The following is a 26220-nucleotide window of genomic DNA, read 5'->3' as shown; positions in this document are numbered from 1 at the left end:
CTTCACTCATAATTCATCACACATGTATGACGTTGTTGTGATCGGTTCAGGTCCGGGGGGGTACGTGGCGGCCATTCGCTGCGCACAACTCGGGCTGAAGACCGCGATCATTGAAAAATATGCCACGCTGGGCGGCACCTGCCTGAACGTCGGGTGCATTCCTTCCAAAGCCATGCTCGATTCGTCCGAGCATTATTACAATGCTGCGCACACGTTCGAGACCCACGGCATCGAACTGAAAGACCTGAAGGTCAATCTGCCGCAGATGATTCAGCGTAAGCGCGAGGTGGTCGACCAGACGACGGGCGGGATCGTCTTCCTGATGAAAAAGAACAAGATCGACGAGTTGCACGGAGTCGGGTCGTTTGTCGACAAGAACACGATCAAGATTGCGAAAGAGGGCGGCGAGACGCAGGAGATCAAGACCAAAAACGTGATCATCGCGACCGGCTCGAAGCCGTCGTCGCTGCCAGGCGTGACCATCGACAAAAAGCGGATCATCACTTCGACCGAAGCTCTGGAGTTGCAGGAAGTGCCCAAGCACCTGATCATCATCGGGGCGGGCGTCATCGGCGCCGAAATGGGTTCCGTTTACGCGCGGCTTGGCGCAAAAGTGACTTTCCTGGAGTACTTCGGATCGATGATCCCGACGATGGACGGCACGATGGGTAAGGAATTGCAAAAGGCGCTGAAGAAGCTGGGAATCGAGTTCAACTTCAACCACAAAGTAACCTCTGTCGAGAACCAGGGCGACACCGTTGTGGTGAAAGCGGACAACCCGAAGGGCGAGTCCGTTACGTTCGAAGGCGACTATTGCATGGTGGCCGTAGGGCGCCGTCCGTACACGGAGGGGCTGAACCTGGAAGCCGCCGGCCTGAAAACCGACGAGCGCGGGCGCATTGCCGTAAACGATCATCTGGAAACAGAAGTGTCGGGCATCTATGCCATCGGTGACGTGATCCGGGGGGCGATGCTGGCGCACAAGGCCGAAGAAGAAGGCGTGCTGGTGGCCGAAACGCTGGCGGGACAGAAGCCGCACATCAACTACCTGTTGATTCCGAACGTAGTCTATACCTGGCCGGAAGTGGCTGCGGTGGGCCATACGGAAGAAGAACTGAAGAAAGCGGGCCGGGCGTACAAAACGGGAGCCTTCCCTTTCAAGGCCTCGGGAAGGGCGCGCGCCAGCATGGACACCGACGGGCTGATCAAAGTCCTGGCCGACAAGGAAACCGACGAGATCCTGGGGGTACACATGATCGGGCCGCGCGCCGCCGACATGATCGCCGAGGCCGTTGTTGCGATGGAATTCCGGGCTTCGGCCGAAGACATCGGACGCATGAGCCACGCGCACCCGACTTTTACGGAAGCCTTTAAAGAAGCGGCCCTGGCTGCGACCGACAACCGGGCACTGCACGTATAGTCCGTATACAAGACTTTTGAGTAAATCCCGTTGGAAACAGCGGGATTTTTTGTTTCTTACCCGACCGGTTTTAAAGCTGAGAGAAGAGACGCCGATCGAAAGGACGAACCCCCAAGATGTCGCAAAATTACAATTCAACTCGCGGAAGTAAGCCGATCTTTGTTTCCTGTGGCCAATCGCTCGGCGGTAGCTGTGATGCTCGGCAGTTCAACTACGATGTAGCCGGTCGGGGGGCACGAAAACTGATCTTTGTCCGCATGCGCATGTAATAAATTGTAGTGTTTTAAATCATACGGATGCGGTCGGTTTTTCTTCGTTTTCTTACAAATTCTATAAAAAGATTCTTCTGGAGAAAGGGAGTGGGTGGGGCAAGGGCGAAAAGCAAGGATTCCGCATCAGAAACGCAACTACAGGGAAGAAACTTTCGGGCAAATGCCAACCCTGGTCTGCCACATACTCTTCTTAAAGGGGGCACGTGCGCCACGATCCTAAGGGAAAACTAAAGAAAAATTAATCGTGAAAAACTTCTTGAATTATATCGCATTATTTCCAAACTTCGGCCGCCACTAAACTCAAATTTCTCAATTATGAACAAACTGCTGCTTACGTTACTGCTTTGTCTCTCGGTCGGTTGGGCCTCTGCCGCTACTGAAACGGATCTGTTTGAAGTAGATGAGCAAACCATCGACCAAGAGTTTGCACAACTCGACCGCCTGGAAGGGTATCTGCTGGAAAACGGAGGAACCTACACCGAGGTCTCGCAAAATGCGGGGCACTTGCTGGAAGGCATGAATCTCCAGACCAACAACGTATACGATGTCTTGTCGGCGGCCTCTGCTCAGTCCGATTCGCCGTTAGGCATTCCGCCCTTTCTATGGGGCTTCTGCTTGGGCGTAGCGGGGATCGCGGTGGTGTACTTTATCACCGAAGATACCGACATGACCAAGACGGCCTTGTGGGGATGCTTGGTGTCTTCAGCACTCTGGGCGATTCTGTACATCGTTCTGTTTGCCACCAGCGCCGCTACCTACTAGGGTAAAAAAACATGGATCGATCTGGGAAGGAGTGCAGGCATTTCTTCCCAGATCTTTCATTATCTGCACGATCAAACCTCCGATCGTGCTTATGTGGATCACAAACGTTATGAGGAACAAGGCACTTCTGTGGCTGGGATGGATCTGGCTCCTGGGCGTCGGAAACGTGGCGGTGGCACAGAACTACCATCGCATCAAAGCCGACTTTACAATCAAGGAGAAAAAACCGGACAGCACGGCCTCGCTGGTGATGGGAACGGTATATTACGACAAGTTTGAAAAGAACATCGTCTACGAAGTAACGTTTCCGGAGCGCGAAACCTGGGTGCACGCCGATACGGTCGTGTACCGGCTGGTCGGCGGAAAAGTTAAATCGCGCCAGTCGTTGCCGAGCCTGATGGAGTTTACGTTGTTTCATCTGGCGCTGAACCAGCGGTTAGCCGACTTCGGCATGAAGAACTCCGTGTTTCAGATTGAGGACGTCAAACAACAGGAAGGGAAAGTCCTGACCACGTGGGCACCGCCCGAAGCCCTGGCCAAGCAGTTTGGCAACGTGGTGGTCGCCCAGCAGAACAAGCGTCTGGCGGGCATCGCCGTTTTTAACACCGCGGGCACCTTGTTAAGCCAACAGGTCGTTAAATCGTACCTGCAAAGCGGTAACTTTTGGTTTCCCGAAGAGATCGTGCAGGTCTCGCACCTGGACAATGGAAAGAAACACTACCGGGCCACCTCGTTCCGGAACTTAGTCGTTAATGAAAGCAGCAACGATCTTTCTTATCGCCCTGCTGGCCTGGACTACTAGCCAGACTCAGGCGCAGCCCCCCGCATCTGACATTCCGTACGCCACCCTTCGTGAAGCGGCCGGTAAGCCGCACGTGCACCGCTACCACTACACAGGCACGCGCGCGCGGGGCGTCAAGAAAGTGATGGTCGGGATGTTTCTGTTCTACAAAAACTTTATCTCTTCGCAAGACGGGCAATCGTGCCAGTTTACGCCGTCGTGTTCGGAATACAGCGTCGAGGCCATTCGTACCTACGGCCTGCTGAAAGGATACGCCGCTACGTTCGACCGACTGACACGCTGCCACGGCTTTTCACGGAAACAATACGCTCACGATCCTCAAACGGGGCTTTCGCTCGATCCGGTACAGTGAGGTTTTTCATCTGGGGACTTCTTTTCTGGACCGGCGGGCTTTGTGCGCAAGATCTCTTCGACTTATCGCATACTACCCGCTATGCCCATTACCTACTGCAGGATCGTCGGTATCGTGCCGCGCAGGTCGAATTTCAGCGGGCGTTGCAACTGGCTCCCGGCGATTCGCTTCTGGTACAAGGGCTGATGCGCAGCTACCGGTGGGACGATCAGGCCTGGCATGCGCTGCAAGCGGCGCGTGCTTACTATCCGGACTCGATGAACGTACCGGGCATCATCGCCGAAGAACGCCTGCAAAGCCTGCTGGATGTGCGTATGTATCCCACACTATACACCACCGCATCGTCCGTAGCCCACTTTCCGTCGGAACGCCGCCAGCACTGGCAGGTGGGGGCCTTGCTCATGCAGCATCGCTGGACGGAGGCACAGGAAGCGTTAACCCAGGCTTCTCCCACGGTGATGACCCAATGGGCCCCCCTGGCCGAACAAGGCATGGCCATCCGCTACAAGAAACCCGGGTTAGCCACCGGAATGTCGATGGTGGTGCCCGGTACGGGACGGATGTACGCAGGCCAGTGGGCCGATGGCTTGCTGTCGATGCTCAATGTCGGCATCTTCTCCTGGCAGGCTTACCGGGGCTTTCGCGACCGGGGCGCCCGGAGCGTATACGGGTGGATTTCCTCCCTGTTTGGGGTAAGTTTCTACGTAGGCAATGTGTACGGTTCGCATCGGGCCGCCGTCTTATACAATGAAAAACAAAATCAGCGTGTTACCAACGAAGTGGAGCGTCTGCTGGGCGATCGCCATTAGCCTGGGAAGCCTTTGTACGCTGCGGGCGCAGACGGCCGCCTGGGTGCAAGTCCAGGCCGACAGCCTCTTTGCGGCGGGCCACTATGCGGAAGCCATCCCTCTCTACGACCGGTTGCTTTTTTTCGAGCCCGAGGCCTCGCACGTAGCGCAGTCGAATTTGCACCTGGCCATCAGCTATTTTGAAACGGGGCAGTTCGAGCGAGCCGCCTACTACTACGATGCAGCTTACTTTGCTGCGACCAGCGATAGCCTGCAAGAATCCATACTGCTCGAAAAAAGCCTGAGTTATCTGCTGGCCCAGCACCCAAAGGAGGCACTCATCGAATTGCTGAGTCTACCGGAAACGGCCGAGCCTTACCGTCGACAAGTATTCCTGGGGCTTACCTATTTTCTGTTGACCGACTATGATCAGGCCGAAGTGGCCTTTGCGGCGATATTTCCGGACACCTGCCTGACCTCCGTGCAGGAAGTGCTGGACGATGCCCGTCGCACCGACCGGCGTTACCGTGCCGCACGTGCGCAGTTCCTTTCCGCATTGTTACCCGGCTTGGGGCAAGCCTACATCGGCGATTGGCGCAGTAGTGCCAATTCTTTGGTCATCAACGGCGCGTTTGCCTATCTTTTTGTAGCTACCGCCTTGAACTACAGCTGGCTCAGTGCGGCGATGTCGGTGCTGCCGTGGCTGCAACGCTACTACATCGGGGGGATCAAAAAGGTAGGTGTACTGGCGCGCGACCGCGGGGCGAACCGCCGCCAGGACTTGTACCGGGAGTTGGTCGATCTGCTGCCGCAACTGGAAGCCGCCTGCCCCCGCCCGTAATCTGCATTCTCTTCAACCCTTCTTTCTTTCTACGCGCTAGCGCACCCGATGCTTATGGAAAAGCTGCCTGCCTATCCTTTTTGTGATCTACACCTGGCACAAAGGCTGGAGCGGACCGAAGCCGCCAGCAATGCCCATTTTGTCGAAGCCCGTGCCCGCGTATTTCCCCGGTGCCAGGCGACCTGGACCGAAGTCGCCGGAGCCTACGCCATGTTCGACGGAGTGGAATCACCCCTGACACAAACCTTCGGGTTGGGGCTGTTTCAGCCCGTGACCGAGGCCGTGCTGGACACGCTCGAACAATTTTTCGAGATACGAAATGCCCCGGTATTCCATGAGATCAGCCCGCTGGCCGATCCGGCCCTGTGGCCTTTGCTTACCGCCTGCGGCTATGCCCCTGTGGAATTTACCAGTGTGCTGTACCGACCCATCTGGCCGGAAATGGACCTGGGAAAACCGCGCAACGCGCGCCTGCAGGTGCGACAGGTCGGGCTTGCCGATCAGGAAACGTGGCAAGCCACCGCCGCCCTCGGCTGGAGCGAATACCCGGAAGTCACTGACTTTATGCAAGAGGTAGGTCAGGTGACCGCAGCCATCGAAAGTGCGGTGCAGTTTCTGGCGGAATTGGAAGGAGAACCCATTGCCGCGGCGGGCTTGCATCTACAGGGTACCGTCGCCCTGCTGTCAGGGGCCAGCACCGTTCCGACCGGCCGGAATCAAGGGGCGCAGTGGGCCTTGCTGGAGCGCCGTCTGCAGTATGCCGCTGCCCAGGGCTGTACGCTGGCGATAATGGGCGCTTCGCCGGGGAGTCCATCACAGCGAAACGCCGAACGCCACGGGTTTCGCATTGCCTACACCCGCTGCAAATGGCAAAAAATATAGGATGTGGCCCGGTTTTGCTAACTTCTGCGTTGCTCTATGGAGGAAACTAGAAGTAGCCGCCTGTAGAGGACAAACGGTGTCTGACGTTTTTAACAGTTACGAAACATTTAAGGGCTAAAACTCGATAAATGAAGCGTACTCTTTTAAACAGATCGCTATGGCAACCCCCACAAAGCAAATGCAACGGGTGCTGGATGTATACGGCAGTTTTAATGCGCCACCGCTGGAAACGCTTTCCCCGAGTAACGCGCGAAAAATGCCGACGCTCAAAAACGCAGTAGAAGAAATGGCCGCCGAAAGTTTGGGCGCACGGGCCACGCAGTTGCTCAAACCCATGCCCGAGCCGGTGGGCAAAGTCAGCCACATCGTGATGCCCAGCTCCGAGGGCGACCTCCTCGCGCGGGTTTATACTCCCAAAGGCGACGGACCTTTTCCGGTACTGGTCTACTTTCACGGGGGCGGGTGGGTCATCGCCAACCTCGACGTCTACGAGCCTTCCTGTCGGGCTTTGTGCAATGCCGCCGGGTGCATTGTGGTGTCGGTTGCCTACCGGCAGGCCCCCGAGCACAAGTATCCGGCCGCCGTCAACGATGCTTACGCAGCGACCCAATGGGTGCTTACCAACGCGCGCCAGCTGAACGGCGATCCAACCCGCGTGGCGGTCGGGGGCGAAAGTGCTGGTGCGAACCTGGCTACGGTTACCTGTCTGAAAACGATACGCGAAGGGGGGCAGAAGCCCCTGATGCAGTTGCTGATCTACCCGGTGACCGACGCCCGGATGGCGTATCCTTCTTACGAAGAGCACCGCGAGGCTGTGCCCCTCCATGCCGCGATGATGCCCTGGTTCTGGCAGCATTACCTGGAAAACGAGGTAGACGGACAGCAGCCCTACGCATCGCCGGTACTGGCCGACGAAGATGACCTGAACGAACTACCACCCGCCACCATCATCACCGCCGAGATTGATCCCCTGCGCGACGAGGGCGAAGCGTATGCCCAACGCCTCAAAGAAGTAGGGGTGGCCGTGGAGGCCAAGCGTTACGAAGGCGTGACCCACGAATTTTTTGGCTTGGCTGGCGTCGTGGATACGGCCCAGGAAGCCCTTGCGTATGCCGCTACGCATCTGAAACGCGCATTTGAGCGCCAATCGACGACAGACGCTGCCTCGCAGGCCTAGCGAGGTTTTCGTGCAACTCTGGCGGGGGAGATTTCTCCTCTGCCATCTCTCTTCTCCAGTCTATACCGATACATTTCATGGCAGCATTTCCTGTCTCTTCCACCCATACCATCGCGCATCTTTTTCACGACGATGGCATTTTTCCAAACAATGAAGCGTGCCCCCTGCTGCTGTACCAGGGAGCTTTCGGGGCGTCGGATCAGCCAATGGCCGACGATATGGAAGCCACGTTTGCCGATCATAACTGGCGTAACGCGTGGCGCAACGGCATCTATTCGTACCACCATTACCACAGCACATCGCACGAAGTGTTGGGCATCGCGCAGGGATCGGCGCAGGTGCGGCTGGGCGGCGATAAGCACGGCAAGACCTTCGACGTAAAGGCGGGCGACGTGATCGTCATTCCGGCGGGCGTAGCGCACAAAAACCTGAGCAGCAGCAGCGACTTCCTGGTCATCGGAGCCTATCCTGACGGCCGTACCTGGGACATGAACTACGGTCGGGCAGGCGAGCGCCCCCGCGTCGAGCAGAACATCGCGCAGGTACCTTTGCCGGACCACGATCCGGTTTTTGGGGAGAAGGGACCTCTATTGACCCACTGGCAGGCTTCTTAGAATAATCCCAACATCTCTTCATGGTTTTCGCGTACGAAAAACCGTGGTGGCAGAACTAGCGCTTCTCTTACGACTGGTCATCTCGTTGGCCCTGGCCGGTGTACTCGGCTGGGAACGCGAACAGGCCGGCAAGTCAGCGGGGATACGGACCCATATGCTGGTGGGGATGGGAGCCACCTTTTTCGTAATTCTCGGCGAGCTTTTCATCGCGCGGTTTCAGGAGTATGGCGAAAGCCTCAGGTTCGACCCGGTGCGGATTGTCAGTGCCGTGGTCACAGGCGTGAGTTTTCTGGGAGCGGGAACGATCTTCATTTCGCGTGGTCGCGCCCGGGCGCGGGGACTGACCACAGCGGCGTCGGTGTGGGTCACAGCGGCCGTGGGCATTGCCGTCGGGCTGGAACGCTACGTGCTGGCGGTGGGTAGCACCATGCTGGTGCTGATTGTATTACGGGTGTTGAACCAGATTGATGGGGAGGCCAAAGAAGAACAGGAAGCGGACTAGCCTCAGAAGCCGTTGTGTCCCACGGCGTTAGTGAGCAAGCGTTGCCGAGTTTTGTTGCATGTGCAGGTGCGAAACGGCCACCGCGAGCGCCTCACCGACCTTTTCTGCCAACTCGATTTCCTGCGGCTCGAAAGGATGAAACGAAGCTAGTTCCATCGTGCCATAGGCCACGCCATCCGTCATCAACGGCATCACCAGTAAGCATTGCGGCCGTGCGCCACCGGTTCCTGATTTTACCTGCACGTAGTCGGCCGGGAGCTCGGTCAGCACCACTTTTTGTTGTTCCAGGTAAACCTGCCCGGTGATGCCTTCGCCGGGGTAAATTTCTTTCCGCAGGAATTTCTTCCGATCCCAGGCATAGCAACTTTCCAGGCGAAGCACCGGCCGGCCGTCTTCGTCGGTCTGACGCACAAAAATCCCGCCCATCACCGCGCGAACGCGTTTGATCAACTGACTGAGGACATGTGTGTAGACATCGTCCTGTTGTTGCCGGATCAGCGAAGAGAAGAAGGAAACGCCATCCAGCACAAAACTGCGTCGCTGTTCCTCCAACTGAATGTTTTTCAGGTCGGTCCGCATCCGCAGCAGCGCTTCCCCGATCTGATCTTCTTCACTCAGCTTTTCGAAATCGCGGTCAAATTCGCCCTGCCCGATCGAATGCGCAAAATGGGCATAGCGTTGCAGTCCCGCGTTGAGTTGGTTGAGCGAGTGCCCTACGGCGGCCAGTTCGTCTTCGCCGGACACGGGGGCCGACGCCGAAAGCTTGCCCTTTGCCAGCGCCACAATTCTGTCCTGCACCACCCGGATGCGGGACGTGAGCTTCCGCGAGAACACAAACGCCAGGACGATACCCAGTACGATTTGGGCACCGAACAACAACAGCAGCATGGCGAGGTCGAACCGGATGGCCTGGTTGATCCGGTTTTGTAGCTGATCGCCCATCTCGTGCGCGGCCACTTCCATCGCCTCGGCCTCCTGCGTCAGATCCGCCAACAGGCCCGAGTCGTGGGTCAGGCCAATCGCCTGTTCGGCTTGTACAACCTCGTGAAAATAAGCCGCATACGCATGGGCCAGAGAAAGCACGTGGTCGATGCTGTCCTGAGGAAATTCGCGCGCGTGCAGGTGACGCGCCGTCCGGGTGCGAAATGCGCCAAACGCTTCATCAAATTTTTCGGTATAGCGCAGGTCCCGGCGCAACATAAAATCTTTCTCGTGCCGGCGCAGCATCAACATGCCTACGGTGTCGTACGGGTAAGGCATCTGTTCGATCTGATGGATGGCGTCGCGGAGTTGACCGACCTTCCCATGATCTTTGAAGCCTCTTGCCAACAGCTGTGCAAAGAGCTGATCGAATTTGGCTACGTAAGCCGCACTGTGGCTGCGCAGGGAACCGATGGCGTTTGCGGAGGCGGTGGGATCGAGAAAAGGACTGTGTTCCAACTGGTCCAGCGACCGGCGAATGCCTTCGACGTGGGTCGCGATTTGCGTGGCATGCGGACTCGACTGGGTGGTATAAAAGTCTTCGTTGGTGACTTCGGAGGTAAGAAATTCCTTTTCGTTTTTGCGGATCTCCAGCGTCGAAAGCCGAACGGTCGACGTCAGCTGCGCCAGTTCGTGCAAGCGTTGCAGTTTCTGTACCGAACGAAAGGTCCAGATCGCCAGGGCCAGCGACATGAGCATCAACAGCCCGAAGGCCCGGAACATTTTGAGCCGGATACTTTGGTTGACGTTAAGGTGAAGAAAACGAGCGTTCGCGAGTGCCATGTCAATCGGTGTAAAGAAGCAGCGGTGATCACGCCTTTGGGAGCAGAAGGGGTGAGGTGCCGTAGTGCAGGGGAGGTCAGTAGGTGGTGTTTCGGCAGCCAAGATAAGGCATCGGGCTGCGCGGTAAATTGACCTTTTGCTTTAATTCTTACTATGTTCATATCTCGATGTGTTCTTCACGCAGAAGCGGCTTTTCAACGCATTGAGAATCAACCGGGTCGGGCGGGCGCTCACGTCGCAAAAGTTTCCCGTAACGGACCGATGGGGCTACTCCCGGACCAGAACCTCGTAATGATATACCGGCTCGAACTCCACCAAAAATGCCGCATCTTCCGGATAATAACGGGCGGTCTGGTAGTCCGCGCCGGCAAATGCCTGCAGGGCTTCGACCGAGTCCCAAAGGGTGATCAGCAGAAAGTGGGTGTAATCGGCCTCGTCGCGGCGCAACACCTGCACGCCCCGGTTGCCGGGCGTATGCTGGTAGTCGGCAAGGCCGGTTTGTTGCAGATACGTGTAATAAGCGTCGCCCTTCGCGCGAGGGACTTTGCCGTGCCAGGTGCGTGCGATCATGGGCGGAAGGAAAAAAGGCGGAACGCCCGGATGGGGGCGTGGTAGCGGATGAAAAATACGGCGACCAGAATCAGGCACATGGCCATCAGCATGCGGACATTGAAAACCTCGTCGGCCATCACAACGCCCAGCACCACCGCCACCAGCGGATGCACAAACGTATACGTTCCCACTTCCGACGCGGGGCGGACTTTCAGAAGCCAGATGTAACAGATGTAGCCCAGTACGGAACTGATCGCGACCATGTAGGCCAGGGCCAGCCAACTTTCGGTCGTGACGTTGGTGAAGGCGAAACCGGTGAATTCGCCCGTCACAGCACTGGCGACGAACAGCAGCGCTCCGGCGGAGGTCATCTGAACGGCCAGCGCCATAAACATCGACACCTGCCCTGCAATCCGCTTGGAATAGAGTGAGCCGTAGGCCCAGGTCACCGCACTGAAGACCAACGCCGCCAACCCCAGGTAAAACCCGGACGAATCGGTCGTCGGGATGCTCGCGCCGGAGAGGAACACCACCCCCGCCACGCCCAGCACCAGCCCGACCAGCAGCGGCCAGCTCGAAAAATTGGCGCGCCAGTTGGGCACGTCCAGCACCACCATCCAGATCGGCACGACCGATACCAGGATCGAGGCCAGACCGGACGAAATGTACTGCTCGCCCCAGACCAGCGCTCCGGTGCCGCAGACGTTGAGCCAGAATCCCTGCTGAGCCGCCTGCCCGATCTGGCGCAGCGACGGCATCCGTTCACGACGGCCGAATGCAATCGGGAAAAGCAACAAGCCTGCGATGAAAAAGCGCAACCCAGCGGCCATAAAGGGCGGGACGGAATCGATCGCAAAGCGGATGGCGATGAAGTTGGCTCCCCAGATAAAATAGATCACCCCGTAGGCGAGCAGCAGCGTGCGAGTAGAAGCTTCCTGTTGCATAATTAAAACCAGTAAAATGGTTTATGATGGTGTAAAAGTAGCGAACGGTATTTAACCGGCAAAATGGATTTTAGAGGTTGTGCTGTATCTTTGTGGCATGCGCACGTTTGAGCGAACCATCGAAACGACAGAGCTGGACGGTGGGTGGTTGTGTCTGAATTTTACGAACACGGTCCGAAACCGGAACGAGCAACCCCGGCACGATTACCTGCGGGGCGTACCCGAGTGGCTGTTGTGGGTCAAGCGGCTAGAACTCGTGTCGGCGCAGGAATTTGCTCAGCTCCAACAGTTTGCAGAAGCGCATCCCCAAGTGGCAGAAGCTCAAGTTGGGAAGATTCTGGCGTTTCGCGAAATCGTGTTTGCGGTATTTCACGCCGTCGCTCAGGATCAGGCCCCCCCGCCTGAGGTCCTGGCGGCCTTCAACGCTACTTTATCCGCAAGCCTGGCGCAGTTGCGTGTCGCCGTTTTGCCGGAACGACACGTGTCCGAGAGTTTTCGGGCGGAGAAAGTCGATCTGCTGACGCCCTTCCATCCGGTCGTGAAGTCGGCCTACGACTTGCTCCACGCCGACTGGCTCGGGCGCGTCAAGCTGTGCGGCAACTGTGGCTGGCTGTACGTGGACCGGAGCAAAAACAACAGCCGGAAGTGGTGCAACATGCAGACCTGCGGCAACTCCGAAAAATCGATGCGCTACTACCGGAAGCACCGGCAGGCGGAGTAACGGCTTCGATGGTTTGAGCATGGCTGGCGCTACATCAGGGGTGGGTTTGGCACCTGTCCTGCAAGCCGAACGGCGGAAAAAGACTCAGGTAAATAAATTTTGATGAAATTGTGCGCCCATCTTTTTCCTGTATTTTACGGAACGCAATCCATCTTACACCTATGAAAGCCTTATTCACCTTTGTTTTACTGTTGACCGTTACGCCCCTCCTGCTTGCCATGACGCCCACCGATCCCCCCAAAGAAGACCAGGTCCGCCACATCGTAATTTTCAAGTACAAACCTGGCGCTACCGAGGCGCAGATCAAGCAAGTGACCGATGCCTTTGCCGCGCTGAAAGGGAAGGTGCCCGGCATCGTAGCCTTTGAGCACGGCGTCAACAACAGTCCGGAGGGAAAGAACCTGGGTTTTACGCACGTTTATCAGTTGACGTTTAAAGATGCAGCGTCGCGCGATGCGTACCTGCCTCACCCCGACCACAAGAAGTTCGGCGAATTGCTGGGCAAGCTACAGGTGGTGGAAGATGTATTTGTCGTCGACTACGCCACCGGAAAATAGCCTGCCGCGCCGCGCGCCATTTCGTGGAGTATAGATAGGCAGCCCGCGACTCTCTTTTCAGACAACGTACGGTTACTCATGCTCACATTTGCTTCCCTCCGCAGGGGGGGGATGGTAGCGGCGCTGCTGTGGCTGCCGTTCGCGACCGCCCTGGCCCAGGAGGCTCCCATCGACCGGATGGCGCTGGTCAGCCGGCATCATCCCACCCTGCAGGCGCCCGATGCGCTTTCGCCGTTCTCGGTCGGGAACGGCAACTTCGCCTTTACGGCCGATGTCACCGGCCTGCAAACCTTCCCGGACTTTTACCGCACCGGCATTCCGCTCGGGACGCAGTCGAGCTGGGGATGGCATCGTTTTCCGAATCCGGAAAATTACCAGACCCGCGAAACGCTCGAAGACTACGATACCTACGGGCGGCCGGTGCCCTACGCCAGCAACCAGCGCGTCCCCGCCGCGGCGTGGCTGCGTGCCAATCCGCATCGTCTGGACCTGGCGCAGATCGGGTTTGTGTTCGTGCGGGAAGACGGTACCGAAGCAACGCTCAACGACGTAACGGCCGTCGACCAGCACCTGAATTTGTGGACCGGCACACTGATCAGCCGCTTTGAAGTCGCGGGCGAAGAGGTGGAAGTACACACGGCCTGCCATCCGGAACGGGATCAGATCGCCGTGCAGGTACGCTCCCCCCTGATCGAAGACGAACGGCTGCGGATTCGCTTCCGGTTTCCGTACGGTTCGGGAGAGTTCGGGAAAGAAGCCGGTACCTGGGATCAACCAGAAAAGCACGTCACGTTGAAGATCGGCTCCATCGCCAACCGCACCAACCTGCAACGCATTCTGGACGAGGACATGTACTACGTCAGCATCCTGCACGGCGAGCACAGCGAGTTCCGCGAGGTAACGTACCATACGTTTGAGCTCCATCCCGGTACGGACGACGCGTCCTTTGCGTTTGCAGTGGCCTTCAGTCCCGAAACCCTCGACCCCGACCTGCCCGACGCCACCACTACCCAACAGGCCAGCGAAGACCACTGGGCGGAATTCTGGAGTACGGGGGGAGCCATCGATCTTTCGGAGAGTACCGACGCCCGTGCCAACGAGCTGGAGCGGCGCATTGTGCTGTCGCAGTACCTGACGGCCATTCAGTGCGCAGGCGATATGCCGCCGCAGGAAACCGGTCTGGTCTTCAACAGCTGGTTCGGAAAATCGCACCTGGAAATGCACTGGTGGCACGCCGCCCACTTTGCCCTCTGGAACCGGCTGCCGTTGCTGGAACGGAGCCTGGGCTGGTACCAGCACATCCTGCCCAAAGCCCGCGAGACGGCCTGGCTGCAGGGGTATGCCGGTGTGCGCTGGCCCAAAATGGTCGGACCGGAAGGGCGCGACAGCCCCTCGTCGGTCGGTACGTTGCTGATCTGGCAGCAACCGCATCCGATTTACTTTGCAGAACTGTGCTACCGTGCGCATCCTGACCGCGCCACGCTGGATCGGTACAAAGAGATGGTTTTTGAGACCGCTGCGTTCATGGCTTCGTACGCGCACTGGGATCGCGAGCAACAGACGTTCGTGCTGGGGCCGCCGGTCATCCCGGCGCAGGAAAGCCATCCTGCCAAAACCACGGTAAACCCCTCGTTCGAGCTGGAATACTGGCACTGGGCACTCCAAACGGCACAGGCGTGGCGCGAACGCCTCGGGCTGGTGCGCATCCCCGACTGGGATCGGGTCATCGAGCACCTCGCGCCCCTGCCGCAGCAAGGCGACACTTACCAGCAGGCCGAAGACGCGTGGATCATCCGCGACCATCCCTCCGTGCTGGCAGCCTTGGGCGTATTGCCCGGCGCTAAAGTCGATCCGGCGATTATGCGGAACACGTACCGGAAAGTGATGGACGACTGGGACTGGCCGTCGACGTGGGGGTGGGATTATCCGGTGATGGCGATGACCGCCGCCCGACTCGGCGAAGGCGACTGGGCCGTGGATGCGCTCCTGATGGACGTGCAGAAAAATACGTACCTCGTCAACGGACACAATTACCAGGACGAACGTCTGCCGATTTACCTGCCCGGCAACGGCGGATTGCTGATGGCGGTCGCCATGATGGCCGCGGGTTGGGAAGGCGGCCCCGACGGCGACGCACCCGGATTTCCGCAGGATGGTACCTGGAAAGTTCGATGGGAAAACCTCCGGGCCATGCCGTGACTTCTGGCTGGCAGACACAACGCTCCCTAGCAACTACATAACGCTTGTTTGACTTGTCGTTACGCCACTGGAACGTGGGAAGGGTTACGGCACGCGCAGGGCTTCCGGACTCGCCGCCGCTTCCGGAGTGCAGCGTTTGCCCGCCGTCGAAGCGCGGGGAATCAATTGCGTGGGGAGTTTTTGTACTTCATTTTTCACCACAGATTTCCCGGCAATTACGTCCAGTAGAAGTTCTGCGCCCGTGCGCCCCATCTCGAATGCCGGCTGCATAACGGTCGTCATGGCGGGAGAAAGCAGATGTGCCACCTGCAGGTTGGTAAACCCGACGAGTGCCACTTCTACCGGAATAGCAACCCGGTTTTCCTGCAACGTCGCCAGCGTGGTGAGGGCCAGCCGGTCGCTGGTGGTAAAGATGGCATCGGGGCGAGGCGACAGGTGCAAGAGCGATTCAACGTTCCGGCGAATGTCCTCTTCGCGGAAGCCACAGTGTCGCACCAGCGAAGCATCGGCGGTAAGGTCGTAGCGTTCCAACGCCGCGTAGTAGCCCTCCAGCCGCTCGTCGGTAATCGACAGCGAAGGCGAATTGCTCACCACGGCGATGCGCTTCCGTCCCGACAAAATCAGGTGTTCGGTGGCCTGGTAGGCCCCTTTGTAATTGTCGGCCACCACTTTGAGCGTTTCGAGCTGGTCCGATACCCGGTCGAACAACACAATGGGCAGGCCACGTTCCTGCCAGCATTGCAAGTGCGCCACGTCGCGGGTTTCGTGCGAAAGCGACACCAACAAGCCGTCGACTTTAATGGCCGCCAGGTGGTTGATCGAATCCACTTCCCGGCGGTGCGACTCGTGGGTCTGGAAAATAACGACGTGGTAGCCCCGGCTGTAGGCCAGTTCTTCGATCCCGTTGATCGCCTGCGAGAAAAAATGGTTGGCGATTTCGGGCACCACCACTCCGATGGCTTTGCTGAAACTTCCCTTCAGGCTCAACGCAATCGGGTTGGGGCGGTAGTGCATCTTCTCCGCATAGTCCAGTACCAACCGCTTCGTCTCCGGATTGATCTCGTAGCTGTCACGCAGGGCGCGCGATACCGTCGAGGTCGAAATTCCCAATGCCTGTGCTATGTCTTTGATCGTGGTGGTTTTCACGCCCCTGTCGTTTAAAAATGATTCAAGTAACTCGTAAGGTATACGTTCCTCAATACACACAAATTTTAGGTTTAGTTTAAAAAGCTTGGTGCCGAACCCGAATTTTGGCATCGTTCCCGGCATCGTTTGCATAAAAAATCAGGCCCGAACGCTTTCGCCCACGCGGGGGGTGGGTTATTTTCAAGGGAAATGCCCTCTATACAGAAGAGTGCTTTTGTGTACCAACTACGTTTTAGGAAAAGTGCTTCCCGGGCAATCGCCCGCGCCTTTCCTTCTGCATTTTTATGAGACAACCTACCCTCTTCCGCCTGCTGGTCGCCGTTGGCCTTTTGTTTTCGTTTCAGCTGAAAGAAACGCAGGTCCGCATTTTTATGATCGGCGATTCGACCATGGCCAACAAACCCCTCGACGAAAATCCCGAGCGGGGCTGGGGTCAATTGTTCCCGACCCTGTTCGATTCGACGGTGGCGATTCAGAACCACGCGGTGAATGGCCGCAGCACCAAAAGTTTCCGCGACGAAGGCCGGTGGGATTCGGTGATGGTACAGCTGCAACCTGGCGACTGGGTCTTCATTGAGTTCGGACACAACGACGAGAAAAGCCAGGACCCTTCGCGCTACGCCTCGCCGAAAGACTACCAGAAAAACCTGGAACGGTTTATTAAAGAAGCGCAAGCGAAAGGCGCGCGTCCCATTCTGCTGACGCCCACCGTGCGCCGGAAATTCAACGCGAACGGCCAGTTGGAAGCAACCCACGGCGACTATCCCGACGCCGCCCGCAAGGCCGCGAAAAAAACAAAAGTGCCGATGATCGACATGACCGTGCTGACGCGCGAGTTGGTGTCGGGCCTGGGCGACGAAGCATCGAAGCGGCTCTACCTCTGGATGCCGGGCGGCGTCTACGACCGCGCCCCCGACGGCAAACAGGACGACACCCATTTTTCGGAATACGGCGCGCTGCACATGGCCGGCCTGGTCGCCCGCGAACTTCAAAAGCAAGGCATTCCTTTGGCAGAACACCTGAAAACCACCGCCTTCGCCGACCTACGGGCCTACGAACTGCCCCTGATCGACGAGCCCCACTTCAAGAAAGATACCTTCGACATCCGCCAGTACGGCGCGAAACCGGACGGCGTCACGCTCAACACCGACGCGATCAATCAAGCCATTGCGGCCTGTTCCGAAAACGGCGGCGGTGTCGTCCACATCCCGGCGGGACTGTGGCTGACCGGTCCGCTTGCCCTGAAAAGTCACGTCAACCTCTATGCCGCCGAGGGGGCGCTGGTGCAGTTCAGCGACGATCCGGCCGACTATCCGCTCATCGAAACGAACTGGGAAGGAATGGACGCCATCCGCAACATGTCGCCGATCTACGGCAAGGGCCTGGAAGACGTGGCCGTGACCGGTCGGGGCCTTTTCGACGGCGGCGGCGATGCGTGGCGCCCCGTCACCAAAGGCAAGATGACCGAAAGCCAGTGGACCAATCTGGTCGCCTCCGGGGGCGTGGTGAACGAAGCGGGCGACACGTGGTACCGCTCCGAACAAGCGCTGCGCGCCTCGAAGACCACCAAACCGGGCGTGATTGCGGCAGGCTATACCCTGGAAAACGCGCAAGAGGTCAAAGACTTTCTGCGGCCCAACATGGTCAGCCTCATCGAATGCAAGCGTGTGCTGCTGGAAGGCGTCACGTTCCAGAACTCCCCGGCATGGTGCCTGCATCCGCTCCTGAGCGAGCACGTCACGCTACGCGGCCTGACGGTGCGCAATCCGTGGTACGGCAAGAACGGCGACGGCGTCGACCTGGAATCGACGCGCTACGTGCTGGTGGAAGACTGCACCTTCGACGTGGGCGACGACGGCATCTGCCTGAAATCGGGCCGCGACGAAGAAGGGCGCAAGCGCGGCATCCCGACCGAAAACGTGATCATCCGCAACTCGACCGTATTCCATGCGCACGGCGGCTTTGTGGTGGGCAGCGAAATGTCGGGCGGTGTACGGAACATCTATGCGTCGAACTGCACCTTCGTGGGAACCGACATTGGCATCCGCTTCAAAACGACGCGCGGCCGGGGCGGCGTGGTCGATCAGGTTTACCTCACGGACATCAACATGGCCGACATCCTGGGCGAAGCGATCCTGTTCAACATGTACTACGCCGCGCAGGACCCCGTGGCACTGGTCGGTGAGAACCGCGCGCTGCCCGACATGAAGCCGGAACCGGTGAACGACGGCACGCCGCAGTTCAAAGACATTTTCATGCAAAACGTCTTCTGCCGGAGCGCGGCCAAAGCCATCACGATGCGCGGCCTGGCCGAAATGAACATCCGGAACGTACGGCTTGAAAACGCCGTGCTCCGCGCCGACGAAGGCGCGACCATCGCGGAAACCGACGGCCTTACGCTGAAGAATGTCCAACTGGTGCCGCTGAAAGAACAGACCGCCTTTCACATCCACAACAGCCGCAACCTGGTGCTCGAAAACGTGCGCGTCGGCGGCATGGCCCAACGGTTGCTGAGCGTGACCGGCTCGCGGACGGGCACCATTCAGGTAGTCGACGCCTCGGGCGAGAGCCCGCTTCAACCGAACGAATACGGCGAAGGCGTCTCGGCCGACGTAGTGCAAAGCGGTCGATAACTCTAAAGAGCGATGAAAAATCTAGGATTCAACGTATACCTGAACGGAAAGCTGATCAGCACCAACGGCATTAACGCTGACGGCGTGGTAACCCAAATCGTAACGTTAAGGACGGATGTTGAAAACGATGAGCAGTCGCTGGAGTTGTACAGCGGAGGCTACCTCAGCAAAGAGGATGCGCACTACAAGTGAGTTCAACAAGAACTGCAGGAAGGCGATGCGGTGACGATCGAAGTGGTAGAAGGGATGGAATACGATGAGCCTCTCACCGTCTCGCGCGATAGCCAGGCGTTTATACTGGAAGAAAAAATAAAGGCTTATTATCGCTTAAAAGAAGAGTTATTAAACGAAAGACCACCTGAAAGATTAACCCCGCTTGGCGTAGTTTCTAAAGGGGCCTTTAGTATGCTTGTGTGTGGAACAACTCTATGGTAACGAATCCCCTAATCTCCCGAACTGACCCATCACCCATGAAGAAGTTGCTAGTTTTTCTCTGTTTCCTGTGTCTGGCTCCGTCGCTCCGGGCCCAAGCGCAAAAGCCCTGGTCGGTGCGCATGGCCGAGTCGCTGATGGCCAAATATCCAGACAGCATCGTGATCGGCGACAAGACCTACACCCGCTGGGATTACGAGCAAGGGTTGGTGCTGGAAGCGCTGCGGCGTGTCTGGCGACGGACGGGCGACGGGAAATACTACGATTACATCAAGCACGACATCGACCTGTTTGTGCAGGACGACGGCACGATTACTACCTACGATTTCGAGTCGTTCAACATCGACAACCTGCCGCCCGGACGCGCCTTGCTGATGCTTTACGAACAGACCGGCGAGGCGAAGTACAAAAAGGCGGCGTACGAACTGCGGCGGCAACTGGCCGAACAACCCCGCACGAAAGAGGGCGGCTTCTGGCACAAAAAGCGCTATCCGTACCAGATGTGGCTGGATGGCCTCTACATGGGCGAGCCGTTCTACGCGGAGTTCAGCCAGGTATTTAACGAACCGGAGAACTTCGACGACATCGCGCGCCAGTTCGAGCTGATCGAAAAGCATCTGGTTGACGAAAAAACAGGCCTGTTGTACCACGGCTACGACGAAAGCCGCCAGCAGAAGTGGGCCGATCCTAAAACCGGCCGTTCGCCGAACTACTGGGGCCGGGCCATCGGGTGGTACGCCATGGCGCTGGTCGATGTGCTCGACAACTTTCCGAAGGAGCATCCGAAGTACTCCTCGCTGGTGAGCTACCTGCAACGCTTAGCTCCGGTACTGGTCAACTATCAGGACGACTCGGGGTGTTGGTACCAGATTGTCGACCAGGGCAGCCGCCAGGGCAACTACCTGGAAGCGTCGGCCTCCAACATGTTTGTCTATTCACTGTTGAAAGGCGTGCGGATGGGCTACCTCAATGCCTCGTTCCTGGCCCCGGCCCAGAAAGGCTACCAGTGTATTCTGGATAACTTCATCGACGTGGCGCCGGACGGCATGGTCCACCTCGACAAGACGGTCAGCGTCGGTGGGCTGGGCGGCAATCCGTACCGTTCGGGCAGCTACGACTATTACCTCAGCGAACCGATCCGCCCCGACGATCTGAAGGGCGTCGGGCCGTTCATTAAAGCGAGTGTGGAAATGGAAATGGTCGACGAGCAGAAGGTCGGGAAGGGCCTGCGCGTGGGCCTGGATTACTATTTTAACCACGAAGTGCGCAACACGAAAGACGGCAAAAAAGAGCGCTACCACTACACCTGGGAAGATCCGACCAACTCCGGCTTCAAACTCTGGGGCGAAACCTTCCAGCACTTCGGGGCCACCATTGATTCGGTGGCGACCGCGCCGACGGCCGCCAGCCTGAAAAATGTCGATGTGTACATCATCGTCGATCCGGATACCAAGAAAGAAAGTCCGAACCCGCATTTTGTCGAAAAGAAAGACATCAAAGCCCTGGAGACCTGGGTAAAAGCGGGTGGGGTGCTGGTGCTGATGTCGAACGACACGTCCAACGTGGAACACGTGCATTTCAACGAACTGGCGAAAGCCTTCGGCATGCAGTTTCTGCCCAAAAACCTGAACATGGTGAAAAACAACCAGTTCGAACAGGGACTGGTCAAGACGCCCGCCGGGCACCCGATCTTCCAGGAACCGTTGAATCTCTACCTGAAGGAAATTGCGCCGCTGTCGGTGAAATCGCCCGCCGAAGGCGTGCTGACCCATCACGGCGAAATCCTGATGGCCGTGGCGAAAGTGGGCAAGGGAACCGTATTTGCCGTGGGCGATCCGTGGCTCTACAACGAGTACGTCGACGGACGAAAACTGCCCGGCACTTTCCAAAACTTCGAAGCGGGTAAGGCACTGGCGAAATGGCTCTTGGAACAAGCCGGTCCGGCGTCGGACAATCCGTAAAAGAGTAGAGTTACGAGTTTAAAGCTTAAAGCGGCTGGAGACGACCTTTCAGCCCGATGTAGAACAAGTCTTCGACTTGCATAACCACTATGAAACAAACGATTTTTTCCCTCGGACTGGCTACGGCCCTGTTGGCAGCCTGTCAATCGACTGCTCCTTCGCAAGGCAACAACGAAGCCGTTCGGGACCAAACCACCGATGTCGACCTGTACACCGACCTGCCGTTCGAAATGGACGAGATCGTGGTACCGGAATTTCCTGACTACAGCGTCAACCTGGCCGATTTTGGGGCCGTGGGCGACGGGCAGACCCTCAACACCGACGCCTTTGCCAAGGCCATTGCCGACGTGTCGGCAAACGGCGGCGGGCGCGTGGTGATTCCGCGGGGCATCTGGCTGACGGGACCGATCGTGCTGCAAAGCCACATCAACCTGCACACAGAACGCGGGGCGGTGGTGATGTTCAGTCCCGATTTTGACCTCTATCCGCTGATCGAAACCAGTTTCGAAGGCCTCAGCACGGTGCGTTGCCAGTCGCCGCTGTCCGGAAGAGGGCTGGAAAACATCGCCCTGACGGGTGATGGCGTGTTCGACGGCTCGGGCGACGCGTGGCGGCCCGTCAAAAAATCGAAACTGACCGCTTCGCACTGGAAACAACTGACCTCGTCGGGTGGGGTCGTGAACGAGAAAGGCGACATCTGGTACCCGAGCGAAAAAGCGCTACGCGGCAGTCAGGGAGCCAACATGAACGTGCCCGATGCCAACGACATGTCAGAATACGAAGCGATTAAAGATTACCTGCGCCCCGTGATGGTGAGCCTGGTGAGTTGCAAAAACGTCTTGCTCGACGGCCCGACGTTCCAGAACTCGCCGGCGTGGTGCCTGCATCCGCTGATGTGCGAAAACCTGACCGTCCGCAACCTGACCGTCCGCAATCCGTGGTACTCACAGAACGGCGACGGCCTGGACGTGGAATCGTGCAAGAACGTGGCGGTCTACAACTCGAGCTTCGACGTGGGCGACGACGCCATCTGCATCAAATCCGGCAAAGACGAAGATGGGCGCAAGCGCGGCATCCCGACCGAAAACCTGATCGTGAAAAATTGCACCGTCTACCACGGACACGGTGGTTTTGTGGTGGGTAGCGAAATGTCGGGCGGCGTGAAAAACGTGCACGTGACCGACTGTACTTTCCTGGGTACCGACGTCGGGCTGCGCTTCAAAAGCACGCGGGGCCGCGGCGGCGTGGTCGAAAATATCCACATCGCGAACATCGACATGGTCGACATTCCCGCCGAACCGATCCTGTTTAACCTCTTCTACGGCGGCACGGCCCGCACCGAAGAAGACGCCTCCGGGCCCGCGCAGGAAGCCGCGGCGGTGCCTCCCGTTACGGAAGAGACGCCCCAGTTCAAAGACATTTACATCAAGGACGTGGTGTGCCGGGGTGCCGGACAGGCCGTGTTGCTGAAGGGACTGCCGGAAATGAACATCAAAAACGTGAACCTGGAAAACATCCGCATCACCGAAGCGGGCAAGGGAATTCTGTGCAGCGAGGCCGACGGCGTGACGATGAAAAACGTGGTAATCGAACCGAAACACGGCCCGGTCCTGCATTTGGAAAACAGCCGGAACGTGCAGGTCGCCGGACTCGAATATCCCGACGGGCAAGAGGCCATTGTGCAGGTGGACGGCACCCAGACCAAAAACATTTCGCTCCAAAACGCCGGTGGTCCGGAAGGCCTCACCCTCGGCACGCAGGTCGAGAAGGCAGAGGTGAAGATGCAATAGGGGAAAGCATCGGGAGCCAGATAGATCTTACGTGGCTCCCGATGCTTTCTTGGAATCGTGGCATGAATCCCTTGCAGCAGTAAGGATTTTCATGCGTCCCGCCTCCACCGCATTTCATAAGACGATCACCCTTTTTTTCATAGCTGCCGTTTTCGTACCGCGAATCAGCAGCCATAGACACGTCCCGAGTTTGCCGAGGGAGGCCGGGATGCTGACGAGCATGGGGATCAGCGTGTTCTGGTAAGGAGGGGCATCAAGATGCCGAAGAAGTCGATCAGGCAGGCCCTGCCCGAAACGAACAGAAAAATGTGCGTTTCAGACGAACGGCAGGATGCTATCTTTGGCAAAATGCCCATTTGACGCTGTTCTCTGCATATGCCTTCCATCTTCTCGCACGCCATCTTTGCCGCTACCCTGGGCAAAGCCACCCTTCTTCACCGAACGCTTTCGACCCGGTTCTGGGTCATGACCGCCCTCTGTGCCATGCTGCCCGATGCCGACGTGGTGGGGTTCGCCGTCGGCATTCCGTACGACAGCCTGTGGGGCCACCGCGGGTTTACCCATTCCATTGTTTTTGCGCTGCTGGTCGGCGTGGTGATGGCCTTCGTGGTGTTTCGGGACCGGCGTTCTAGGCCGCTGACCCCGGCAGGACTGGTCGCTTACTTTACCTTGGTTACCTTGTCGCATCCCCTGCTCGATGCCTTCACGAGCGGCGGATTGGGGGTGGCGCTGTTCGCACCGTTTTCGGGGGAGCGCTACTTCGCGCCGTGGCGGCCCATTCGGGTGTCGCCCATTGGAGCGGACTTTTTCAGCGCGCGTGGCCTGGCGGTCATTGCAAGCGAACTGGTGTGGATCTGGCTGCCCGCATTTGCGTTGCTGGGCCTTTCGTGGTTCGTGCGGAAAGCACGGCGTTAAGCGACTTTACACGGCAGGCTTCTCATTCAGGTTGCCCAGGTGGGTGTGTTTGAAATCGTCCGGGTATTTCAAACCATATCCCAAGATGCGGTCCAGGCTGGAATGGCCGTAGAGGATCGTGCCGATCAGCATCGCGAGCGGCATGCCACTGAACCAGCCCAAGGTTCCCAGCGCGAGCGCCAGCCCTTTGTGATGCCCCAGATTATACACATACGCGCCGATGCGAGGGTTGATGGCATAGCCGATCATGCTGAGATCTGGCGCGAGAATCAGCACCGGAAACCACCACCAGGCGTAAGGCAGTTGACTGAAGACTACGATAGAAAAGAGAAACTGAGTCAGTTCTTCGAGGCGGAGGAGCGTTTTCATGACGGAGCGGCGTTGGGTGCTACGGCAAAGATGGCCGCGAGGGCGCACAAAAGCGCTACTTCCTGACCCTGGTGAGGGCCTAAAAAAAGAAGGCTGCAGATCGCTCCGCAGCCTTCTCGGTTTTCTAAAGTACCTGGGCTTAATACCCCGGATTCTGACTGACGTCTGCGTCGTTCAGGTCGATGGCGTTCTGTGGAATCGGGCGCAGAATTTTCAGCGCTCCGTTGGTGCCCCGGAATGGATCAAGTCCTGAGTTGACAATCGCGCGGATGTCGCGGTTGTAAAGTTCGGTCCGTTCTACCAGCGTGCCCGTCCGTTTCAGGTCATTCCAGCGGTGGTATTCGCCCAGCAGCTCGCGGCCGCGTTCGTCCAAGATGAAGTCGATGTCGACATCGGCGGCCGTAATCATCATCTCACTTTCGGTACCTGGCTTGGCGGCGCGGCGACGCACTTCGTTGATGCGCTCGGCGGCGGTTCCCAGGTTACCCGTTTTGAAGTAGGCCTCCGCGGCAATCAGGTACGTTTCGGCCAGTCGCGCCAGGTAGATGTCGCGTGTGCTGCTGCCGCTTCCCGAGAAACGCGCCGTCGGGTCGTCGAATTTGCTGACGATGGGCGTGGCGGCGTCCAGAACGGTCGAGTTTGAAGCTTCCCAGGCCGCTGAATACGGGCGCAGTTCTGTGTTGGCACGATGTTCCAGATCGGCGGCACGCCAGGCCGTGGTGTCGTCCAGTTCCCACTTCGGCACGTAGTAGTACCGGATGTTGAGGTCGCCCAGGCTTTCGTTCCGGTCGTAATAGTCGTAGTACCGGTCGTAGAAATAGACCATGAACGAGTTATCGAAACGGCTGTCGTTTTCGGTGAACAAATCGAACGTGTACATGGTCGGCACCAGCATGTAGGAGCGATAGGGATAGCCGTTCTGTTGCCCCTCACCACCTAAGTATGGCCCGAAGTAGTAGTTCTGCATGTTGCCGTCGTCGAGCGGGTCCTGAATGGACGCGATGTCGTACTGGACCGAGAACAGCACCTCTTCGTTCACTTCGTTGCCCGGGAAAAACAGATCCCGGAACGACAACGTCAGCGCTTGTCCGGCAATGGCTTCGTCGGCATACTGAGCGGCTTTCGTGAAGTCGTCGGCCGCAGCGAAGGTTTCGTAACCGCGCGTCAGGTGCACCTTGGCGAGGTAATGACGAATCACTCGTTTGTTCACCTTACCGAAGGCCTGCGACTCGGGCACCAGGTTCATGGCTTCGTTCATTTCGTTCAGAATGAACGTGTAGACCTCTTCGGCCGAGTTGCGGGTGAACGACGTGCCGTTCTCCGCATAGGCATAGACGTCGGTTACAAGCGGCACACCCCCAAACTGCTGCACCAGCAGGAAATAATAGTACGCCCGCAGAAACTTCATCTCCCCCAGCAACACCGGCAGGTTGTCGGTCGCGGCCGTTTGCCCGTTGGTGTGGATGGCAATGTTGCAGGTCTGAATGGCCTGATAGACATTGGTGTAGAACGTGGTGACTTCGCCGTTGCTGGCCGTCAGGGTCAGGTACTCGCTGATGCCCGGCGGCTGGTCGCTGCGCCCTTCCACGTACATATCGGTACCGGCACAAAAGACCCACGGCTCGTTGCCGTACACGTCGCGGAGCGTCGAGTAAGCCGAGTTGATCAGCGAAAGGTAGCCATCCTGGGTTTGGTAATACTCGTCGATCAGTACGTTGCCGAGATTTTCTTCCTGGATGTAATCCTGGCAACTGCCCAGGGACAAAAACGCCCCGGCCAGTGCTGCATATAAAAATGACTTTTTCATTTTCGAGAAACTAGTTGG

At 57.9% G+C, this 26220-nt stretch carries 25 protein-coding genes; 19 read left to right on the top strand and 6 right to left on the bottom strand.

The features are described from left to right. The first annotated feature begins 22 nt into the window (after positions 1-22). From lpdA to BLR44_RS07950, 10 genes are all read left to right on the top strand, one after another. The gene (lpdA, locus tag BLR44_RS07995) at positions 23-1420 is read left to right on the top strand and encodes a dihydrolipoyl dehydrogenase (protein WP_089681110.1); all 1398 of its coding nucleotides are present in this window, start codon (positions 23-25) and stop codon (positions 1418-1420) included. A 587-nt stretch (positions 1421-2007) separates the two neighbouring features. Continuing rightward, complete coding sequence (locus BLR44_RS07990; protein WP_089681109.1) at positions 2008-2454, top strand: hypothetical protein; 447 nt, start codon at positions 2008-2010, stop codon at positions 2452-2454. Between the two features lie 109 nt (positions 2455-2563). Beyond that, the gene (locus BLR44_RS07985) at positions 2564-3256 is read left to right on the top strand and encodes a hypothetical protein (RefSeq protein ID WP_089681105.1); all 693 of its coding nucleotides are present in this window, start codon (positions 2564-2566) and stop codon (positions 3254-3256) included. Further along, positions 3207-3608, top strand: a complete 402-nt coding sequence (gene yidD / locus BLR44_RS29060; RefSeq protein ID WP_218127037.1) for a membrane protein insertion efficiency factor YidD — start codon at positions 3207-3209, stop codon at positions 3606-3608. The genes BLR44_RS07985 and yidD overlap by 50 nt, the downstream gene beginning before the upstream one ends. Further along, a complete protein-coding gene (locus BLR44_RS07975; RefSeq protein WP_089681103.1) occupies positions 3605-4417 on the top strand; it encodes a hypothetical protein in 813 nt (270 codons plus the stop codon). Before yidD ends, BLR44_RS07975 begins: the two co-directional genes overlap by 4 nt. Continuing rightward, a complete protein-coding gene (locus BLR44_RS07970; protein ID WP_089681102.1) occupies positions 4374-5237 on the top strand; it encodes a tetratricopeptide repeat protein in 864 nt (287 codons plus the stop codon). Before BLR44_RS07975 ends, BLR44_RS07970 begins: the two co-directional genes overlap by 44 nt. Before the next feature lie 54 nt (positions 5238-5291). Continuing rightward, positions 5292-6119 (top strand): GNAT family N-acetyltransferase, encoded by an 828-nt coding sequence (locus BLR44_RS07965; RefSeq protein WP_089681100.1) that lies wholly within the window; start codon positions 5292-5294, stop codon positions 6117-6119. Between the two features lie 157 nt (positions 6120-6276). Further along, positions 6277-7296, top strand: a complete 1020-nt coding sequence (locus BLR44_RS07960; protein WP_089681098.1) for an alpha/beta hydrolase — start codon at positions 6277-6279, stop codon at positions 7294-7296. Positions 7297-7373: 77 nt separating this feature from the next. Then, positions 7374-7910, top strand: coding sequence for a cupin domain-containing protein (locus tag BLR44_RS07955; protein WP_089681096.1), 537 nt, complete (start codon positions 7374-7376; stop codon positions 7908-7910). A gap of 46 nt (positions 7911-7956) precedes the next feature. After that, positions 7957-8412 carry an MgtC/SapB family protein gene (locus tag BLR44_RS07950; RefSeq protein WP_218127036.1) on the top strand — a complete coding sequence of 152 codons (456 nt, stop codon included), beginning with the start codon at positions 7957-7959 and terminating at the stop codon, positions 8410-8412. Between the two features lie 27 nt (positions 8413-8439). On the opposite strand, the gene BLR44_RS07945 is transcribed toward BLR44_RS07950, so the two are convergent. The 3 genes from BLR44_RS07945 to BLR44_RS07935 form a co-directional block, all read right to left on the bottom strand. Beyond that, the gene (locus tag BLR44_RS07945) at positions 8440-10176 is read right to left on the bottom strand and encodes a GAF domain-containing protein (protein WP_089681092.1); all 1737 of its coding nucleotides are present in this window, start codon (positions 10174-10176) and stop codon (positions 8440-8442) included. A 267-nt stretch (positions 10177-10443) separates the two neighbouring features. Further along, positions 10444-10746, bottom strand: a complete 303-nt coding sequence (locus tag BLR44_RS07940; RefSeq protein WP_089681090.1) for an antibiotic biosynthesis monooxygenase — start codon at positions 10744-10746, stop codon at positions 10444-10446. After that, positions 10743-11672: an EamA family transporter gene (locus BLR44_RS07935; protein ID WP_089681088.1), complete on the bottom strand. Its 930-nt coding sequence runs from the start codon at positions 11670-11672 to the stop codon at positions 10743-10745. Before BLR44_RS07935 ends, BLR44_RS07940 begins: the two co-directional genes overlap by 4 nt. Positions 11673-11769: 97 nt before the next feature. Between BLR44_RS07935 and BLR44_RS07930 the strand changes: the two genes are divergently transcribed. The 3 genes from BLR44_RS07930 to BLR44_RS07920 all read left to right on the top strand — a co-directional run bounded on the left by BLR44_RS07930 (position 11770) and on the right by BLR44_RS07920 (position 15149). After that, complete coding sequence (locus BLR44_RS07930; RefSeq protein ID WP_089681086.1) at positions 11770-12393, top strand: CGNR zinc finger domain-containing protein; 624 nt, start codon at positions 11770-11772, stop codon at positions 12391-12393. 161 nt (positions 12394-12554) lie between these two features. After that, positions 12555-12950 carry a Dabb family protein gene (locus tag BLR44_RS07925; RefSeq protein WP_218127035.1) on the top strand — a complete coding sequence of 132 codons (396 nt, stop codon included), beginning with the start codon at positions 12555-12557 and terminating at the stop codon, positions 12948-12950. A gap of 78 nt (positions 12951-13028) precedes the next feature. Next, positions 13029-15149 (top strand): hypothetical protein, encoded by a 2121-nt coding sequence (locus tag BLR44_RS07920; protein ID WP_245706005.1) that lies wholly within the window; start codon positions 13029-13031, stop codon positions 15147-15149. Positions 15150-15233: 84 nt separating this feature from the next. On the opposite strand, the gene BLR44_RS07915 is transcribed toward BLR44_RS07920, so the two are convergent. Next, on the bottom strand, positions 15234-16295 hold the full coding sequence (locus BLR44_RS07915; protein ID WP_089681079.1) for a LacI family DNA-binding transcriptional regulator: 1062 nt from the start codon (positions 16293-16295) through the stop codon (positions 15234-15236). A 284-nt stretch (positions 16296-16579) separates the two neighbouring features. Between BLR44_RS07915 and BLR44_RS07910 the strand changes: the two genes are divergently transcribed. From BLR44_RS07910 to BLR44_RS07890, 6 genes are all read left to right on the top strand, one after another. Continuing rightward, positions 16580-18928 (top strand): glycosyl hydrolase family 28 protein, encoded by a 2349-nt coding sequence (locus BLR44_RS07910; RefSeq protein ID WP_089681076.1) that lies wholly within the window; start codon positions 16580-16582, stop codon positions 18926-18928. A gap of 12 nt (positions 18929-18940) precedes the next feature. Then, entirely contained in the window at positions 18941-19120 is a 180-nt protein-coding gene (locus BLR44_RS07905) for a hypothetical protein (protein WP_089681075.1), read from the top strand. 30 nt (positions 19121-19150) lie between these two features. After that, positions 19151-19363 (top strand): hypothetical protein, encoded by a 213-nt coding sequence (locus BLR44_RS28580; RefSeq protein ID WP_143017178.1) that lies wholly within the window; start codon positions 19151-19153, stop codon positions 19361-19363. Positions 19364-19398: 35 nt separating this feature from the next. After that, complete coding sequence (locus tag BLR44_RS07900; protein ID WP_245706004.1) at positions 19399-21321, top strand: glycoside hydrolase family 88/105 protein; 1923 nt, start codon at positions 19399-19401, stop codon at positions 21319-21321. An 89-nt stretch (positions 21322-21410) separates the two neighbouring features. After that, complete coding sequence (locus BLR44_RS07895) at positions 21411-23111, top strand: glycoside hydrolase family 28 protein (protein ID WP_089681073.1); 1701 nt, start codon at positions 21411-21413, stop codon at positions 23109-23111. 375 nt (positions 23112-23486) lie between these two features. Next, entirely contained in the window at positions 23487-24026 is a 540-nt protein-coding gene (locus BLR44_RS07890) for a metal-dependent hydrolase (protein ID WP_089681071.1), read from the top strand. 6 nt (positions 24027-24032) lie between these two features. Here BLR44_RS07890 and BLR44_RS07885 read toward each other — a convergent pair whose 3' ends face one another. After that, positions 24033-24395 carry a DUF4260 domain-containing protein gene (locus tag BLR44_RS07885; RefSeq protein ID WP_089681069.1) on the bottom strand — a complete coding sequence of 121 codons (363 nt, stop codon included), beginning with the start codon at positions 24393-24395 and terminating at the stop codon, positions 24033-24035. Between the two features lie 139 nt (positions 24396-24534). Further along, a complete protein-coding gene (locus BLR44_RS07880; protein WP_089681067.1) occupies positions 24535-26202 on the bottom strand; it encodes a RagB/SusD family nutrient uptake outer membrane protein in 1668 nt (555 codons plus the stop codon). Positions 26203-26220 lie beyond the last annotated feature (18 nt).

This window comes from Catalinimonas alkaloidigena (assembly GCF_900100765.1).
Taxonomy (GTDB): domain Bacteria; phylum Bacteroidota; class Bacteroidia; order Cytophagales; family Flexibacteraceae; genus Mooreia; species Mooreia alkaloidigena.
The sequence above is the reverse complement of the archived record's forward strand: the minus strand, read 5'-3'. Positions and strand labels throughout refer to the sequence as shown.